At 44.3% G+C, this 15,984-nt stretch carries 15 protein-coding genes; 14 read left to right on the top strand and 1 reads right to left on the bottom strand.

The genetic code is table 11. From position 1 onward, the window contains the following. Positions 1-10 precede the first annotated feature (10 nt). From cysC to M1D84_RS11250, 4 genes are all read left to right on the top strand, one after another. Positions 11-604: an adenylyl-sulfate kinase gene (cysC, locus tag M1D84_RS11265; RefSeq protein ID WP_044330722.1), complete on the top strand. Its 594-nt coding sequence runs from the start codon at positions 11-13 to the stop codon at positions 602-604. 29 nt (positions 605-633) lie between these two features. Continuing rightward, the gene (gene cobA, locus M1D84_RS11260; RefSeq protein ID WP_025092552.1) at positions 634-1,389 is read left to right on the top strand and encodes a uroporphyrinogen-III C-methyltransferase; all 756 of its coding nucleotides are present in this window, start codon (positions 634-636) and stop codon (positions 1,387-1,389) included. 74 nt (positions 1,390-1,463) lie between these two features. Then, positions 1,464-2,249, top strand: coding sequence for a sirohydrochlorin chelatase (locus M1D84_RS11255; RefSeq protein ID WP_149126679.1), 786 nt, complete (start codon positions 1,464-1,466; stop codon positions 2,247-2,249). After that, the gene (locus M1D84_RS11250; RefSeq protein WP_103132561.1) at positions 2,230-2,733 is read left to right on the top strand and encodes a precorrin-2 dehydrogenase/sirohydrochlorin ferrochelatase family protein; all 504 of its coding nucleotides are present in this window, start codon (positions 2,230-2,232) and stop codon (positions 2,731-2,733) included. Before M1D84_RS11255 ends, M1D84_RS11250 begins: the two co-directional genes overlap by 20 nt. 35 nt (positions 2,734-2,768) lie before the next feature. On the opposite strand, the gene M1D84_RS11245 is transcribed toward M1D84_RS11250, so the two are convergent. After that, entirely contained in the window at positions 2,769-4,478 is a 1,710-nt protein-coding gene (locus M1D84_RS11245) for an Rqc2 family fibronectin-binding protein (protein WP_206533875.1), read from the bottom strand. Between the two features lie 165 nt (positions 4,479-4,643). Between M1D84_RS11245 and M1D84_RS11240 the strand changes: the two genes are divergently transcribed. From M1D84_RS11240 to rsmB, 10 genes are all read left to right on the top strand, one after another. Continuing rightward, the gene (locus M1D84_RS11240) at positions 4,644-7,319 is read left to right on the top strand and encodes a calcium-translocating P-type ATPase, SERCA-type (RefSeq protein ID WP_458106252.1); all 2,676 of its coding nucleotides are present in this window, start codon (positions 4,644-4,646) and stop codon (positions 7,317-7,319) included. 83 nt (positions 7,320-7,402) lie between these two features. Continuing rightward, a complete protein-coding gene (locus M1D84_RS11235) occupies positions 7,403-8,278 on the top strand; it encodes a YicC/YloC family endoribonuclease (RefSeq protein WP_073205149.1) in 876 nt (291 codons plus the stop codon). Between the two features lie 76 nt (positions 8,279-8,354). Then, positions 8,355-8,624, top strand: a complete 270-nt coding sequence (remA, locus tag M1D84_RS11230; protein WP_008344898.1) for an extracellular matrix/biofilm regulator RemA — start codon at positions 8,355-8,357, stop codon at positions 8,622-8,624. Positions 8,625-8,633: 9 nt separating this feature from the next. Next, complete coding sequence (gene gmk, locus M1D84_RS11225) at positions 8,634-9,248, top strand: guanylate kinase (RefSeq protein ID WP_024424214.1); 615 nt, start codon at positions 8,634-8,636, stop codon at positions 9,246-9,248. Positions 9,249-9,251: 3 nt separating this feature from the next. Further along, positions 9,252-9,455, top strand: coding sequence for a DNA-directed RNA polymerase subunit omega (rpoZ, locus tag M1D84_RS11220; RefSeq protein ID WP_003211647.1), 204 nt, complete (start codon positions 9,252-9,254; stop codon positions 9,453-9,455). A 117-nt stretch (positions 9,456-9,572) separates the two neighbouring features. Further along, positions 9,573-10,790 carry a bifunctional phosphopantothenoylcysteine decarboxylase/phosphopantothenate--cysteine ligase CoaBC gene (gene coaBC, locus M1D84_RS11215; RefSeq protein ID WP_458106251.1) on the top strand — a complete coding sequence of 406 codons (1,218 nt, stop codon included), beginning with the start codon at positions 9,573-9,575 and terminating at the stop codon, positions 10,788-10,790. Next, entirely contained in the window at positions 10,787-13,195 is a 2,409-nt protein-coding gene (gene priA, locus M1D84_RS11210; protein WP_024424212.1) for a primosomal protein N', read from the top strand. Before coaBC ends, priA begins: the two co-directional genes overlap by 4 nt. Before the next feature lie 15 nt (positions 13,196-13,210). Then, positions 13,211-13,693, top strand: coding sequence for a peptide deformylase (gene def / locus M1D84_RS11205; protein WP_024424211.1), 483 nt, complete (start codon positions 13,211-13,213; stop codon positions 13,691-13,693). Positions 13,694-13,698: 5 nt separating this feature from the next. Then, complete coding sequence (gene fmt / locus M1D84_RS11200; RefSeq protein ID WP_024424210.1) at positions 13,699-14,652, top strand: methionyl-tRNA formyltransferase; 954 nt, start codon at positions 13,699-13,701, stop codon at positions 14,650-14,652. Next, the gene (rsmB, locus tag M1D84_RS11195) at positions 14,639-15,982 is read left to right on the top strand and encodes a 16S rRNA (cytosine(967)-C(5))-methyltransferase RsmB (protein WP_024424209.1); all 1,344 of its coding nucleotides are present in this window, start codon (positions 14,639-14,641) and stop codon (positions 15,980-15,982) included. The genes fmt and rsmB overlap by 14 nt, the downstream gene beginning before the upstream one ends. The last annotated feature ends 2 nt before the right edge of the window (positions 15,983-15,984 follow it).

The raw sequence follows: 15,984 nt of genomic DNA, 5'->3' as shown, positions 1-15,984 counted from the left end.
AGGGTATGACATGAGCAACGAACATATCGTGTGGCATGATTCATCTATTACAAAAAAAGAATATCAACAAAAAAACAATCATACGAGCGGCATTATCTGGCTTACAGGTCTAAGCGGGTCAGGTAAATCAACGATCGCGAATGCAGCTGCAAGAGAGCTGTTTGAACAAGGCTACCAAGTCACAGTTCTTGACGGCGATAACGTGCGGCACGGACTCAATAAAGATCTAGGGTTTTCAGATGATGATAGAAAAGAAAACATCCGCCGAATCGGAGAAGTGGCGAAATTATTTGTGGAGCAAGGAACGATTGTCATCACTGCTTTTATTTCTCCATTTCAAGAAGACCGCCACATTGTTAGACAGTTAGTCGAAGATGGAGAATTTCACGAAGTGTTTGTCAAATGTGATTTGAACGTGTGTGAAGAGCGTGATCCAAAAGGGTTATATAAAAAGGCCAGAAACGGTGAAATTCCGTTTTTCACTGGAATCGATTCACCGTATGAAGAGCCTGCTGCGCCTGAGCTCGTATTAGATACAGGGGAATTATCCCGTGAGGAATCTAAACAGCGTCTTGTTGATTATGTAAAAGGAACAACGAAATAATCGCCTGATGGCAGGGGGAGAAAAGCAAGATGGGGAAAGTATACATTGTGGGTGCTGGACCCGGTGACCCAGATTTAATCACATTAAAGGCCCATAAGGCGATACAGCAGGCAGATGTCATCTTATATGATCGTCTTGTCAATCAAGAAATTCTCGCCCATGCCAAACCGGAGGCGGAATTGATTTATTGCGGCAAGCTGCCAAATCATCATACAATGAGGCAGGAAGCCATCAATGAAGCGCTTGTGGCTCATGCAAAGGAAGGGAACGTTGTCGTTCGGCTGAAAGGCGGCGACCCCTTTGTCTTTGGCCGCGGCGGTGAAGAAATCGAATGCTTAGCTGAGCACGGAATTCCGTATGAGGTCGTCCCAGGAATTACTTCTGGGATTGCAGCGGCTGCTTATGCGGGCATCCCTGTGACACATCGTGAATTCAGCTCAAATGTTGCTTTTGTCACGGGCCACTATCAAAAGGATGAACATTTTGAAGAAAAGTGGGAGGCGCTGGCTACAGGGATTGATACTCTTGTGATTTACATGGGTGTCAAAAACGTGGAAAGAGTGCAGCGCCTGCTTTTAAAAAATGGACGGGACCCAGAAACACCCGCTGCATTTATACACTGGGGAACCACATCGAGGCAAAAGACAACTTGCTGCACGGTTGCGACACTGTCTGAAACTGTTGAAAAAGAAGGGATCGAGCATCCAAGTTTAATTGTTGTTGGAGATGTCGTTCATTTTCATCAAAAGCTGAACTGGTTTGAACCCGCATTAATCGAGAAATGAGAATGGTAGAGAAAAGACACGTGCATACATCGTGTCTTTTCGTCTGATGAAAACAAGTGAGAGGGAGGAGCCGCATGAAACAAGCTGTCCTTTATGTTGGGCATGGAAGCAGGGTGAAAGAAGCACAAGATAAGGCCATTTCTTTTATGAAAAGCTGTATGCCGTTAGTGAAAGCAGATATACAAGAAATTTGTTTTTTAGAGCTGACGGATCCTTCTATAGAAGAAGGATTTGAGGCCTGTGTGAAAAAAGGAGCGACACACATTGCAATCGTCCCGCTCCTCCTTTTAACTGCCATGCATGCCAAATCGGATATCCCGGTCGAAATTGAGAAAGTGCGCGCGCGTTTCCCGCAAGTGAAGGTCACATATGGAAAGCCGATCGGGGTGAATCAAGAAGTAACAAAAGCGGTTGCCGCAAGAATTAAAGAAGCAGGATATCAAGGCGAGCGCGCTCGGATTCTTTTAATTGGCCGCGGGAGTTCTGATCCGGATGTGAAGCGAGATGTGTTTGGCATTGCAGACGATGTCCGAAGCCTGCTTCCGCATGCAGAGGTTCTTCCGTGTTTTATTACAGCATGTGAGCCAAATTATCGAGATGTTCTCGCGCAGTTATCAGAAGATGACGATGGGCCTGTTTATATCGTTCCTTACTTACTGTTTACGGGGATTTTAATGAAAGAAATTGAAAGTGAAGCCGCTCAGGCGAGAAAGCGGCTGAAAGATGTCCGGGTATGCCGGTATATTGGCTTTCATCCGCATGTCAAAGCGGCTTATATTGAACGCGTGCAAGAAACCATTTTAAACAAAGACGATGCGTTTCGTTTCCGAGGAGAAAGCCATGCTTCCAGTCCATCTTGATTTAACCAATAAACAAGTGGTCATCGCCGGCGGCGGATCTGTCGCATTAAGAAGAGCAAAGGCATTGTGTACGGAGTCTTGCCATATAACTGTTGTGAGTCCTGATCTTTCTGAAGAGATGGCGTGCCTCATTGATACATACGCATTGAATTGGAAGGAAAAGAAGGTGGGCGCTGAAGATTTGAAGGATGCGTTTTTCATTGTAGCTGCTACAAACGACCCTTCGGTAAATGAATGGATTGCACAAACAGCGCAGCCTCACCAGCTCGTGAATTGTGTGAGCCAATCTGAGCTCGGCAATGTGATGATGCCGAAGGTTGTCAAAGCAGGAAAAGTGACGATTTCAGTCTCTACAAGCGGTGCTAGCCCCGCCCGGACAAAACAGCTGGCTGCGGCAATAGAATCCTTGCTTGAAGAAGAGGATATTGACGCACTTGATGCCCTTTACATCGAAAGAAAAAAACGACAAAGAAAAAGCCGATAAAATCCTTACAGGAGATTTTATCGGCTTTTTTTTATTTATTTTCTCAGCTTGAGCACAAGATCTTCGTCAGGCGTGACAAATAAAGTTTGCTGCTGATCATACGTAACAAAGCCTGGCTTTGCTCCGTTTGGTTTTTTCACATGCCGGATTTTTGTATAGTCGACAGGTACGGAGCTGGACTCTTTTGCCTTTGAAAAATAGGCGGCAATTTGAGCCGCTTCAAGCAGCGTTTGTTCATCAGGTGCTTGGTGGCGGATGACGACATGTGACCCAGGAATATCCTTTGTATGCAGCCAAATATCATCACGAGCAGCTGCCTTTGTAGTCAAATACTCGTTTTGTTTGTTGTTTTTTCCGACTAAAATTGGTATGCCTTGGGATGATTCATACGTTTCGAGCTGAATGGCCGCCGGTTTTTTCTTTTTGGCGAGACGCTTTTGTTTGGCGCGTAAATATTTTCCTTCAACAAGCTCTTCTCTCATTTCCTCTAAATCCTTCGGTGAAGCAGAGGACAGCTGCTGAATCAGCTCTTCAAAATAAGCAATTTCTTCATGTGTCCGCTTAATTTGTTCATTTACAGCTTCTACAGCATTTTTTGCCTTTTGATATTTTGTAAAATATGCCTGGGCATTTTCAGAAGGGGTTTTGTTTGTTTTGAGCGGAATCGTGATTTCTCCGCCGTCTTCATCGTAATAATTGATGACAGTCGCTTCTTTATCCCCTTTTTTAATCGCATATAAATTGGCTGTTAACAGCTCACCATAGAGCTGATATTTGTGTGCACCTTGAGATTCTTCAAGGGTTCTTTTTAGCTTTTTCAGCTTGTTTTCATTTTTCTTTTTTTCATTTACGACAAACCGTTCAAGGTCCGCTGCCTGCTGTTTGACTCTATCTCTCTCAGCTTTTCCAAAATAAAAGCGGTCAAGCAGCTGGCTGAGTGAGTCGAATGTCTTCATCTCGCCATGGACATGCTGAAGCTCTAATAAATAGAAATACTCTTTTCCGTCTTTTCTTGTGAGCTGCGGTGTAAAAGAATGCATGCGAATGAGCTGGAACATGTCGAGCAGTGTATTTGGAATCGTTTCTTGATTGGCAAGACCGGCCCGGTGTACAACTTCCTTTGCAAACAGCGGGGAAACCCCAGAGAAGGTATCGACAATTTGATTTGCGATCTTTCCTTCTTGAAAGCGTAAATGCTTCAAAATATCATCCTTTGTCACGTCAAAAGGATTCAATTTTTGCTGCGCAGGCGGCAGAAGGTATTCATGACCAGGAAGCACCGTTCGATAGCTGTTCACAGATGGAGAAAGGTGTTTCAAACCATCAATGATCTGCTGCGTTCCATCCTCTACCAGAATGAAATTACTATGACGTCCCATGATTTCAATGTAAAGCTTACGCGTCTGCTCATCGCCAATTTCATTTCTGCTTCTTACATGAAGCACGATCACCCGGTCAAATCCAATCTGTTCAAAACGTTCAATGAAGCCGCCCTCAAGATGCTTTCTGAGGAGCATACAAAACATTGGCGGCTCGCTTGGATTGTCGTATTGATGCTCAGTGAGCTGCACTCTCGCATAGCTCGGATGAGCCGATAAAAGGAGCTTATGATTTTTCCCGTTTGCCCGAATATGAAAAATCAGCTCGTGCTTATATGGCTGATGGATTTTAGAAATCCTCCCGCCAGTTAATGTCTCTTGCAATTCATTTGTCATACCATATGTAAAAATGCCGTCAAATGACATGTTGGATACACCCTCTTCTTTCACACAAATCTACTGAAAGAACCTTCTGTTTTCTCGTTCTTTAGGCAGTCTTATTATTATAGCATGATTTAGGACGAGTCTGAATAAACTGGCTTATAGAACACTGCATATGAGAGAGAACAAAAGAGGAGTGGACGAGGTCAAATGAATTGGCATGAACTGAACCAAACCGATTTATTAAAAACAATGAATACATCGATAGGTGACGGACTGTCAGAAAAAGATGTACAAAAGCGGCTTGAAAAACACGGGCCAAATGAATTGCAGGAAGGAAAAAAGGCGTCGGCTCTGATCATTTTTTTAGCACAATTTAAAGATTTCATGGTGTTAATCTTGCTTGCTGCAACAATCATTTCTGCCTTTTTAGGAGAATACATTGATGCTGTTGCGATTGTAGCCATTGTTTTGATTAATGGTGTACTCGGCTTTTATCAAGAACGCCGGGCGGAAAAATCCCTTCAAGCGTTAAAGGAATTATCAACTCCGCATGTATATGCAAGGAGAAATAATGAATGGGTCAAGATCCCGTCTAAACATCTCGTGCCAGGGGATATTGTGAAATTTTCAAGCGGAGACCGGATTGGGGCGGATATTAGATTACTAGAAACAAAGAGTTTAGAAATCGAGGAGTCCGCTCTCACTGGTGAGTCTATCCCAGCTGTCAAACACGCAAGTCCTCTTTCAAGCAGCCATGTCTCGCTTGGAGATTTGACGAACATGGCCTTTATGGGGACGCTTGTTACTAGAGGAAGCGGCGTAGGGGTTGTCATTGGTACAGGAATGAATACGGCAATGGGACAAATTGCCGGTATGCTGGATGCAGCAGGTAATATGGAAACGCCGCTGCAAAGGCGTCTCGAGCAGCTTGGGAAAATTCTGATTGTGGCTGCTTTATTTTTAACGGTGCTCGTAGTGGTTCTCGGTGTTGTGCAAGGACATGAATTGTATCATATGTTCCTAGCGGGAGTATCTCTTGCTGTTGCGGCGATTCCAGAAGGACTGCCGGCGATCGTCACTGTTGCACTTTCCCTAGGGGTGCAGCGGATGATCAAACAAAAATCGATTGTCAGAAAGCTCCCGGCGGTGGAAACTCTCGGCTGCGCGTCAATCATTTGCTCAGATAAAACAGGAACCATGACGCAAAATAAAATGACCGTGACCCATGTATGGGCAGAGGGGAAAACGTGGAATATTTCTGGCACAGGCTACGAGCCATCCGGTGACTTTACCTTAAACGGAGAAATCGTCCATGCCGACAAGCACCCAAGCCTGCAAAAGGTGTTATTATACGGGGCGCTTTGTAATACATCGACCATCGTTGAAAAAGATGGAGAGATGAGGCTTGATGGCGATCCGACAGAGGGAGCGCTTCTTACCGCAGCACGTAAAGCGGGTTTTACAGAGCAATTCATTGAAGCTGGATTTCATGTCATTGAGGAGTTTCCTTTTGACTCAGAAAGAAAGATGATGTCAGTCGTCGTTGAAACGAATCAAAAAGAGCGGTATGTCATTGCAAAAGGTGCGCCGGATGTACTAATGAACCGTTCAAGTCATATCATGCACGGCGGACGCACAGCTTCTTTTTCAGCGACTCACAGGCAAGAAGCAGAAGCTGCGATTCAAGGGTTAGCAAGACAGGCGCTTAGAACCATTGCCATTGCGTATAAAAAAGTCGGTCTGACAGAAAAAATCACCTCTGTAAAGCAGGCTGAAACCGATTTAACATTTATCGGGTTAGAGGGCATGATCGATCCACCGCGTCCTGAAGTCAGACGAGCGATTAAAGAGTGCCGGGATGCCGGGATTAAAACGGTCATGATTACAGGCGACCACGTGGAAACGGCCAAAGCGATCGCAAAAGACTTAAGCCTTTTACCGAAGCAAGGACAGGTGCTAGACGGAAAAGCACTTGATCAGATGAGCGACAAAGAGCTTGAGCAAACGGCTGAAAATGTATACGTCTTTGCCCGGGTTTCCCCTGAGCATAAACTGAGAATTGTCAAAGCCTATCAAAAAAATGGGCATGTTGTGGCGATGACAGGTGATGGGGTCAATGATGCGCCTGCCATTAAACAAGCAGATATCGGCATCTCCATGGGCATCACTGGAACAGACGTAGCCAAAGAAGCGTCTTCTCTTATTTTACTTGACGACAACTTTGCGACCATTAAATCCGCCATTAAAGAAGGCCGGAATATTTATGAAAACATTCGTAAGTTTGTCCGCTATTTGCTGGCATCAAATGTCGGGGAAATTTTGGTCATGCTGTTTGCGATGCTCCTCGCGCTGCCGCTGCCGCTCGTTCCTATACAAATCTTATGGGTAAACCTTGTCACAGATGGTCTCCCGGCTATGGCACTTGGCATGGATAAGCCAGAAGGCGATGTCATGAAGAGAAAGCCGCGGAATATGAAAGAGGGCATTTTTGCAAGAGGGCTTGGCTGGAAGGTCATCTCAAGAGGATTCCTCATCGGGCTTGCGACCCTTTTGGCATTTATATTTGTGTATCACCGCGATCCAAACAACCTGCAATATGCACAGACTGTCGCATTTAGTACGCTTGTTTTGGCGCAGCTCATTCATGTATTTGACTGCCGCAGTGAACGGTCCATTTTTGAACGTAATCCATTTGGAAACCTTTATTTGATCGGTGCGGTTTTGTCATCACTTTTGCTCATGCTTGTGGTCATTTATTACCCGCCGCTTCAGCCGATTTTCAAAACGGTCGCGGTTGCACCGATTGATTGGCTGCTGATCATCGGGATGTCTGCACTGCCAACTTTTTTACTGGCAGGATCACTTTTGACAAGAAAAAAATAATTGATTATGGTATAATTTTGAGGTAATAGTGTCTGCTATTACCTTTTTCATTTTATTAATATGAAAGAATTGGGTGTTTTGACATGATACGCAGTATGACGGGATTCGGCCAAGCGAGTAAAACGGATGGAGAACTGACAGTGTCAGTTGAGCTAAAATCGGTCAATCACCGTTTTAAAGAGGTTCATGCCCGTTTGCCGAGGCCGCTTTTATATTTCGAAGATACATTAAAAAAGATCATTCTTCGTCACGTGCAGCGCGGTAGAATTGAGCTGTTTGTCACGATTGAAGGCGGTAAACTAGCAAGCCGGTCCTTACAGATCGACTGGCCGCTGCTTGATGAATACATGAAAGCCGCAAAAGACCTCGAGAAACGCTATCACATTTCAGGCATTCAGCATGCACATGACTTATTGGGGCTGGAGCTTGCCGTTCAGGTGGAAGAGTCAGCCAGCCGAAATGAACAGTTAGAGCAGTTGCTGATGGAAGCTTGCGAGGCTGCTGTCAAGGAGCTTTGCTTCATGAGAGAGCAAGAGGGAGCATCGCTTCAAAAAGACTGTGAACTGAGGCTTTCTGAACTAGAGGCCTATACAGAAGAAATCAAAGTCTTTGCACCAGAGGTTGTGAATCAGTACAAAGAACGATTGAACCAGCGATTGCAAGAATGGATCGGAGAAGCGCTTGACGAAAGCAGACTGACAACTGAGGCTGCTATCTTTGCTGACCGGTGTGACATTACAGAAGAGATTACGAGATTAAAAAGTCATTTTCAGCAGTTCCAGCAAATCTTGCTGCAAGGCGGTGCTGCCGGACGAAAACTTGACTTCCTTGTACAGGAGCTCAACCGTGAAGTGAACACCATTGGATCAAAAGCGAACCATCACCATTTAACAAAGCTGGTGGTTGAAATGAAAAGTGCTATTGAAAAAATAAAAGAACAAGTGCAAAATATAGAATAGTCATTGTGTATGCTGTTTACAGTGCGTCTCTTTCGGCGAGACTAGAGACGTTTATATTACAGGGGGACGAAAGAAGATGACCATAAAGTTGATCAATATCGGATTTGGAAACATCATTTCAGCGAATCGGATGATTTCGATCGTCAGTCCGGAATCAGCACCGATTAAACGAATGATACAAGACGCAAGAGATCGAGGCATGCTCATAGATGCTACATACGGAAGAAGAACCCGTGCTGTTGTCATTATGGACAGTGACCATGTCATCTTATCTGCCGTTCAGCCTGAGACTGTCGCGCAAAGACTTTCTGTAAAAGAAGAAATCATAGATGAAGGGCAGGGGTAATACGCCATTATGAAAGAAAGAGGACTTTTAATCGTTCTCTCTGGACCTTCGGGAGTTGGAAAAGGAACGGTCAGACAAGCCATTTTCTCCCAGGAAGATACGAAATTTGAATACTCTATTTCTGTGACAACGCGCAAACCGCGTGAAGGTGAAAGAAATGGTGTCGATTATTTCTTTAAAACCAGGGAAGAATTTGAACATATGATTGAAAACAAAAAACTGTTAGAATGGGCAGAGTACGTCGGGAATTACTACGGCACGCCTGTTGACTATGTAGAACAGACATTGAGCGAAGGAAAAGATGTTTTCCTTGAAATTGAAGTGCAAGGCGCACTTCAAGTAAGAGAAGCATTCCCAGAAGGTCTTTTTATTTTCCTTGCACCGCCTAGTCTTTCAGAACTTCAAAACCGCATCATTACTCGCGGTACAGAATCTGAGGAGCTCATTCGAAACCGAATGGCCGCTGCGAAAGAAGAAATTGAAATGATGGATGCTTACGACTATGTCGTTGAAAACGATGATGTCGAGCTTGCTTGTGAAAGAATCAAAGCGATCGTCCTTGCAGAACACCTGCGCAGAGACAGAGTCGCACCAAGATATAAAAAAATGCTGGGGGTAGAATAAACCATGTTAGATCCTTCAATTGACTCATTGATGAACAAACTTGATTCAAAATATACACTTGTAACAGTGTCTGCACGCCGTGCACGTGAAATGCAGATCCACCAAGATCAGCAGATTGAAAACACAAAGTCTTACAAATTCGTAGGCAAAGCACTAGAAGAAATCGACGCTGGTCTTTTGACATTTGAAAAAGAGGATCAAGAATAACACATCGCTTCTGCAATGCAGATACGATACGTTCAAAAAAGTCAAAACTATGATTGGTTTTGACTTTTTTGAATTGTAGACGAATTTGTGAAAAAGGCCGTTAAGGGGGACAAACAAATGTTACAGTCAAAAAATATTTTGCTCGGTGTCAGCGGAGGAATTGCCGTATATAAAGCAGCAGCACTTACTAGTAAACTCGTACAAGCAGGCGCAAATGTCAGAGTGATTATGACGGAATCTGCTCGTGAGTTTGTGTCTCCGCTTACCTTCCAAGCACTGTCTCGGCATGAGGTATATGTAGATACATTCAAAGAAAACAATCCAAAAGTCATTGCACATATTGACGTAGCTGACTGGGCCGATCTCATTCTTGTTGCCCCTGCAACAGCACATACGATTGGTAAAATGGCCGCTGGACTTGCAGATGATATGCTCACGACGACTTTGCTTGCTTCAACAGCGCCTGTATGGATCGCACCAGCGATGAATGTGCATATGTACGATCACCCGGCTGTGAAACGGAACATTCGCACATTATATGAAGACGGCTACCGGTTTATTGAGCCAAGTGAAGGTTATTTAGCCTGCGGTTACATTGGAAAAGGGCGATTAGAGGAGCCTGAAAAAATTGTGGAACACATCCGTGCTTTTTTTGAAGAGCCAAAAAGCTTACCGCTCTCAGGAAAAAAAGTCGTGGTGACAGCAGGTCCTACACGTGAAGTCATCGATCCTGTCCGATTCTTTACAAATCGTTCTAGTGGAAAAATGGGCTATGCGATCGCAGAGGCTGCTCAGCAAATGGGGGCAGATGTTACGCTGATATCTGGACCTGTTTCTTTAACTGAACCTGACCATGTACATGTAGTGCACGTTGAATCAGCTGAAGATATGTATCAAGCTGCGCTAGATGTATACGGAGAAGCTGATCTTGTCATAAAATCAGCAGCTGTCGCCGATTACACCCCTGTCACGACATATGCTCATAAAATGAAAAAACAGGACGGCGCTTTGGACATTGAATTTACCCGGACAAAAGATATTTTAAAAGAGCTGGGGAAAAGAAAAGAGCATCAAGTGCTGGTCGGATTTGCAGCTGAAACGCAGGATGTAGAATATTATGCGAAAAAGAAAATTGAATCCAAGCATCTAGATATGATTGTGGCCAATAACGTCACTAAAGAAGGTGCAGGCTTTGGCACAGATACCAATGTGGCAGCGATCATCAAAGCAGATGGAACGAAAAAAGAGCTGCCGATGATGAGCAAAAAAGACCTCGCTTTTGAAATTTTAAAGGAGGCAATACAGCTGCTTCCAGAAGAGCGTGATCGCGCATGATTGCTGAAGTCATCGTAGATGTCACAACGAAAGCCATTGACCGGCCATTTGATTACCGTGTACCAGATCGATTCAAAGATCTCGTCAAAGCGGGAATGAGGGTGGTCGTTCCCTTTGGCCCGCGGAAGATTCAAGGGTTTGTGACAAAAGTCAAAGAGGAAACAGACATCAAGACAGGAAGCATCAAAGAGATAGTCGATTTATTTGATTTATCACCTGTTCTGACAGATGAGCTGCTGGAGCTTTCCCACTGGCTGACGGAAAAAACATTGTCCTATCATATTACGGCACTTCAATCGATGCTGCCCGCAGCCATGAAGGCAAAGTATGAAAAAGAAATACAGGTGCTATCAGAGGAAGAACTTCCGCAGTCATTGAAAGAGCTTTTCGGTCAGCGAGAGAGCATTCTTTATGCTGACATCCCGGCTGAACAATTAAAACAGATTCAAAAGCATGTCCAAAAAGGTCATCTAGAGGTGAGATATCATGTCTCGCAAAAATCTGGAAAGAAAAAGGTCCGCATGCTCCAGTTGGCTGTATCGAAAGAAAAACTTGAAGAAAAGCAGCAGCAGCTAAAAAAAAATGCGGTAAAACAAAAGGCACTGATCTCTTACTTGCTTCAAGCGGGAGAGACAACCTTTTTAGCGAAAGACTTGCAGCAGCAAACAGGCGCGAGTTCTCAAACGCTTAAAACCTTTATTCAAGAAGGGCTGTTAACAGAAAGCTATGAAGAGGTCTACCGGGATCCTTACCGTGACCGGGAGTTTACACCATCTGCATCACTTGATCTCACGCCTGAGCAAAGAGAGGCGGCAAAACATATTCATCAAGCGGTCAGTGAGGATCAGCACGAAACCTTTTTGCTGCACGGAGTGACAGGAAGCGGTAAAACGGAGATTTACTTGCAGACAATTGATCATGTTCTTCAAAAAGGGAAAGAAGCGATCGTTTTAGTTCCTGAAATTTCATTAACCCCTCAAATGGTGCAGCGATTTAAAGAACGATTTGGCTCAAATGTGGCTGTTCTTCACAGCGGCTTATCGACAGGAGAAAAATATGATGAATGGCGGAAGATTCATCGCAAGGAAGTCAAGCTTGTCGTTGGCGCAAGATCTGCTGTTTTCGCTCCATTTGAAAATTTAGGCATGATTATTATAGATGAAGAGCACGAATCCTCTTATAAACAAGAAGAAATGCCTCGTTACCATGCCAAGGATGTCGCCATTGAACGAGCAGTGCGGCATCAATGTCCAGTCGTATTAGGCAGTGCAACACCTTCACTTGAAACCTATGCACGTGCGAAAAAAGGCGTTTATACATTGCTGCCGCTCAAGCACCGCGTCAACCAGCAGCAGCTGCCGCACGTTTCGTTAATTGATATGAGAGAGGAACTAAGAAATGGCAACCGCTCCATGTTCTCAGAAGAATTAATGATCAGGTTAAAGGAAGTGCTTGAAAGAAAAGAACAAGCCGTTTTATTTCTGAACAAAAGAGGCTATTCATCCTTTGTGATGTGCCGTGATTGCGGATATGTGGAGCAATGTCCTCATTGTGAAATTTCTCTTACCTATCACCGCTATCAAAAACGGCTGAAGTGCCATTATTGTGGTCACGAAGCTCCAGTACCTTCTGAATGTCCAGAATGTCACAGTGAGCATATTCGCTACTTTGGAACTGGCACGCAGCGAGTAGAAGAAGAACTGACAAAGGTGTTGCCTGAGGCGCGTGTGATCCGAATGGATGTGGATACAACGTCTCGTAAAGGTGCTCACGAAAAGCTTCTTACGTCTTTTGGCAATAAAGAAGCGGACATTTTGCTCGGGACGCAGATGATTGCAAAGGGGCTGGATTTCCCAGATGTCACACTTGTTGGTGTTCTCAGTGCGGATACATCCCTTCACATCCCTGATTTTCGTTCAAGTGAAAAAACATTTCAGCTTCTCACGCAGGTCAGCGGCAGGGCAGGGCGCCATGAAAAAGCGGGCTCGGTTATTATTCAATCGTATACACCTTCTCACTATAGTATTGAATTAACGAAGCAGCATGACTACGAAGCCTTTTATGAACAGGAGATGCTGCATCGCCGCCACCAGTCCTATCCGCCTTATTACTTTTTGGCGATGGTGACAGTGTCACACGAAGAAGTGACGAAGGCAGCACATGTCACTGATCAAATTGTCCAGTTCCTAAAAATGAACTGTGCACCGAATACTCGAATCCTTGGTCCGGCCGCATCACCAATCGCTAAGATCAAAGATAGATATCGGTATCAATGCGTGATAAAATACAAAAGGGAAAATGAACTGGCAAGTTTACTACGGAAAATACAAGACCATTATCAAAAGGAAATGGAACAAAAACAATTGATGATTTCAATAGATATGAATCCATATATGATGATGTAAAACGGAGGGCTGTAAGTGGCAGTAAAACCAATAGTTATACATCCGGCAGAAGTGCTTGAACAAAAGACAGAGCGCGTCGAGACGTTCGATAAAAAGCTTAAAAAACTGCTGGATGATATGTATGATACAATGCTTGAGCTGGATGGAGTTGGACTAGCAGCACCACAAATCGGTATTTCAAAAAGAATCGCTGTTGTAGATATCGGGGAAGAACCTGGCAGAATTGACTTAGTGAACCCCGAGGTGCTTGAAGTAGAAGGAAGCCAGACAGATATTGAAGGCTGCCTGAGCTTTCCATCTTTATACGGCACTGTAGAGAGACCGAACTATGTGAAGGTAAAAGCCTTTGATAAGAAAGGCAAACCATTTACAATAGAAGCAGACGGATTTTTAGCAAGAGCTTTATTGCACGAAATTGATCATTTAGACGGCATTTTATTTACGTCAAAAATCATTGAAACGTATACAGAAAAAGAACTTGCGGAAATGGAAGGGTGAAGAAAATGGCACGTATCGTATTTATGGGAACCCCTGATTTCTCAATACCTGTGCTGCAAACACTGATAACAGAAGGATACGAAGTGGTAGGGGTTGTCACGCAGCCAGACCGCCCAAAAGGAAGAAAACGAGTGCTCACACCGCCTCCTGTGAAAGTGGAAGCCTTAAAGCACGGCATTCCTGTGTTGCAGCCTGAAAAGGTGCGCCTTGATGAAGAAATTGATAAGGTGCTTGCATTACAGCCGGATTTAATTGTCACAGCGGCATTTGGACAAATCTTACCAAAGCGATTACTCGATGAACCTAAGTTTGGCTGTATCAATGTTCATGCCTCGCTCCTGCCAGAACTAAGAGGCGGCGCGCCGATCCATTATGCGATCCTTCAAGGCAAAAAGAAAACAGGCGTTACCATCATGTACATGGTGGAAAGGCTTGATGCAGGTGACATGATCAGTAAAGTAGAAGTAGAAATCGATGAATTAGACAATGTCGGAACATTGCATGATAAATTAAGTGCAGCTGGTGCCGCACTGCTAAAAGATACGGTGCCAAATGTTCTAAGCGGGTCTATTTCTCCAATTCCGCAAAATGAAGAAGCGGCCACATACGCACCAAATATTAAGCGGGAGCAAGAAAGATTAGACTGGACAAAAACCGGCGAAGAGCTTTACAACCAAGTTCGCGGGCTAAATCCTTGGCCAGTTGCCTATACTGAATGGAACGGCGCTCATCTAAAAGTATGGGAAGCGAAAAAGGTTCCGCTTCAAGTGCAAGAAGAACCAGGGAAAGTGATTGAGCTTCAAAAAGAAGGTCCGGTCATTGCAACTGGGAATGAGCAAGGCCTTTTATTAACAGGTGTGCAGCCAGCTGGTAAGAAAAAAATGAGCGGCGAAGACTTCTTAAGAGGCGCAAATATCGAAATTGGACAGAAATTAGGGTTAATGAATGAAGAAAAGTAATGTGAGAGAAGTAGCGCTGGACGCTTTAATCAAACTCGAACAAAATCAAGCTTACAGTAATTTGCTGTTGCAGTCAGTCATGAAAGATAAAGACTTAGCTGATCAGGACAAACCGCTGTTAACAGAGCTTGTATATGGTACACTGCAAAATAAACTGGCATTAGATTATATGCTGACGCCCTTTGTGAAAAAACCGCAAAAGGTCGCTCCATGGGTGATGCAGCTTTTGCGGATGTCTCTTTATCAAATGGTGTACCTTGAAAAAATACCAGATCGTGCAGCCATTCATGAAGCTGTCGAGCTAACGAAAAAGCGCGGGCACAAAGGCATTTCTTCACTTGTGAACGGTGTTCTTCGTTCCGTGCAAAGAGAAGGCATTCCGTCATTTGATGCGATCAAAGATCCCGTAAAGCGGCTGTCCATTGAGACAAGCCACCCATTATGGCTTGTGCAGGAATGGGTTCAGGCGTACGGATTTGAAGCAGCAGAAAGCATGTGCCGCATTCATTTAGTACCGCCAAAGCAAACCCTTCGCGTCAATCGAATGAAAACTGACCGCACGGCACTGCAGCAAAAACTAATGGATGCAGGCATTGAAACGGAGCTTGGCGACTTATCTGAAGATGCACTTAAGCTCATGAAAGGGTCCATCGTCTCAACCCCTTCTTTTCAAGAAGGCTATGTGACGATACAAGATGAAAGCTCGATGCTTGTTGCAAGAGCGCTCGACCCTCAGCCGGGAGAAACGGTGCTTGACGCCTGTGCGGCTCCTGGCGGAAAATCAACACATATTGCAGAACGTATGAACGATGAGGGCAAAATTGTTTCACTTGATTTACATGAACACAAAGTGAAACTCATTAAACAAGCAGCAAAACGTCTGAACCTTACTCACATTGAGGCAAAAGCACTTGATGCAAGGAAAGCGGCAGACTATTACAGCGAAGCTTCGTTTGACCGTATTCTCATTGATGCACCGTGTTCCGGTTTTGGCGTCATTAGACGAAAACCAGATATGAAATATACAAAGTCAAAAGAAGACTCAGCAAGGCTTGCGGCTATCCAGCAGGCCATTTTAAAGGAAGCGGCCCCGCTTTTAAAACCGGGCGGAACCCTTGTATACAGTACATGTACAATGGACCCAACAGAAAATCAACAAGTGATTCATGCGTTTTTACAAGAACACCAAGACTTCGAACCCGATCTATCTCTTAATGAACGGCTGCCTGAGCAGGTTGCTCCGTTTGTTCAAAACGGAAGTGTACAAATTCTTCCTCATTATTTCGGAACAGATGGTTTCTTTATTTGCAGCATGAGAAAGAAGGGATAAAA

The sequence above is a fragment of the Bacillus sp. PK5-006 genome (assembly GCF_054161415.1).
This window is presented reverse-complemented; position numbering and strand designations above follow the sequence as displayed.

What these genes read in the sequence shown, in the direction of transcription:
- cysC (WP_044330722.1), top strand. Translation starts at nt 11, where the DNA reads ATGAGCAACGAACATATCGTGTGGCATGATTCATCTATTACAAAAAAA.
- cobA (WP_025092552.1), top strand. Translation starts at nt 634, where the DNA reads ATGGGGAAAGTATACATTGTGGGTGCTGGACCCGGTGACCCAGATTTA.
- M1D84_RS11255 (WP_149126679.1), top strand. Translation starts at nt 1,464, where the DNA reads ATGAAACAAGCTGTCCTTTATGTTGGGCATGGAAGCAGGGTGAAAGAA.
- M1D84_RS11250 (WP_103132561.1), top strand. Translation starts at nt 2,230, where the DNA reads ATGCTTCCAGTCCATCTTGATTTAACCAATAAACAAGTGGTCATCGCC.
- M1D84_RS11245 (WP_206533875.1), bottom strand. Translation starts at nt 4,478, where the DNA reads ATGTCATTTGACGGCATTTTTACATATGGTATGACAAATGAATTGCAA.
- M1D84_RS11240 (WP_458106252.1), top strand. Translation starts at nt 4,644, where the DNA reads ATGAATTGGCATGAACTGAACCAAACCGATTTATTAAAAACAATGAAT.
- M1D84_RS11235 (WP_073205149.1), top strand. Translation starts at nt 7,403, where the DNA reads ATGATACGCAGTATGACGGGATTCGGCCAAGCGAGTAAAACGGATGGA.
- remA (WP_008344898.1), top strand. Translation starts at nt 8,355, where the DNA reads ATGACCATAAAGTTGATCAATATCGGATTTGGAAACATCATTTCAGCG.
- gmk (WP_024424214.1), top strand. Translation starts at nt 8,634, where the DNA reads ATGAAAGAAAGAGGACTTTTAATCGTTCTCTCTGGACCTTCGGGAGTT.
- rpoZ (WP_003211647.1), top strand. Translation starts at nt 9,252, where the DNA reads ATGTTAGATCCTTCAATTGACTCATTGATGAACAAACTTGATTCAAAA.
- coaBC (WP_458106251.1), top strand. Translation starts at nt 9,573, where the DNA reads ATGTTACAGTCAAAAAATATTTTGCTCGGTGTCAGCGGAGGAATTGCC.
- priA (WP_024424212.1), top strand. Translation starts at nt 10,787, where the DNA reads ATGATTGCTGAAGTCATCGTAGATGTCACAACGAAAGCCATTGACCGG.
- fmt (WP_024424210.1), top strand. Translation starts at nt 13,699, where the DNA reads ATGGCACGTATCGTATTTATGGGAACCCCTGATTTCTCAATACCTGTG.
- rsmB (WP_024424209.1), top strand. Translation starts at nt 14,639, where the DNA reads ATGAAGAAAAGTAATGTGAGAGAAGTAGCGCTGGACGCTTTAATCAAA.